Source organism: Streptomyces hazeniae (assembly GCF_031845485.1).
GTDB classification, from domain to species: Bacteria; Actinomycetota; Actinomycetes; order Streptomycetales; family Streptomycetaceae; genus Streptomyces; species Streptomyces hazeniae.
In genome coordinates this window covers 1-453 of record NZ_JAVREQ010000183.1, presented here as the reverse complement: position 1 = coordinate 453, position 453 = coordinate 1, and the positions used below count along the sequence as shown (strand labels likewise).

The following is a 453-nucleotide window of genomic DNA, read 5'->3' as shown; positions in this document are numbered from 1 at the left end:
GCTGTACGCGCTGCCTGCCGGCGAGTACGCGACCGCCGAGGCCTGGCTGGAACACCAGGGCCTGACGAACACCATCGCCGACGCCGTCAAGGCGCATGTTGCCGGCGATTCGGTGGACAAGATGTTCGACAAAGTCGAGTCGGCATTCGTCGAGGCGTGGCAGTCCGACGCCGGTCTGAACACCTACGGCGAGGCGGTTGCCGAGCTTCTGGAATTCCGGGAACGCGAGGGCGAGCCCGCCGCTATGAGCGCCGCCGACTGGCGCGCCTTCGCTGCCCGGGCATCGCTGTACACAGCGCAGGAGAAGGCGCACGAGCTGGGCGCCGACGTGGCCTGGGACTGCGAGCGGGTCAAGACCCCCGAGGGCTATTACCAGGTGCGCGGAGGTATCCCGTATGCGATCGCGAAGTCCCTGGCGGCCGCACCGTTCGCCGACATCCTGTGGATGGAGAC

At 67.8% G+C, this 453-nt stretch carries 1 pseudogene; it reads left to right on the top strand.

From position 1 onward, the window contains the following. Positions 1 to 453 (top strand): annotated as a pseudogene (locus RM572_RS29225) (isocitrate lyase ICL2); the annotation flags it as partial.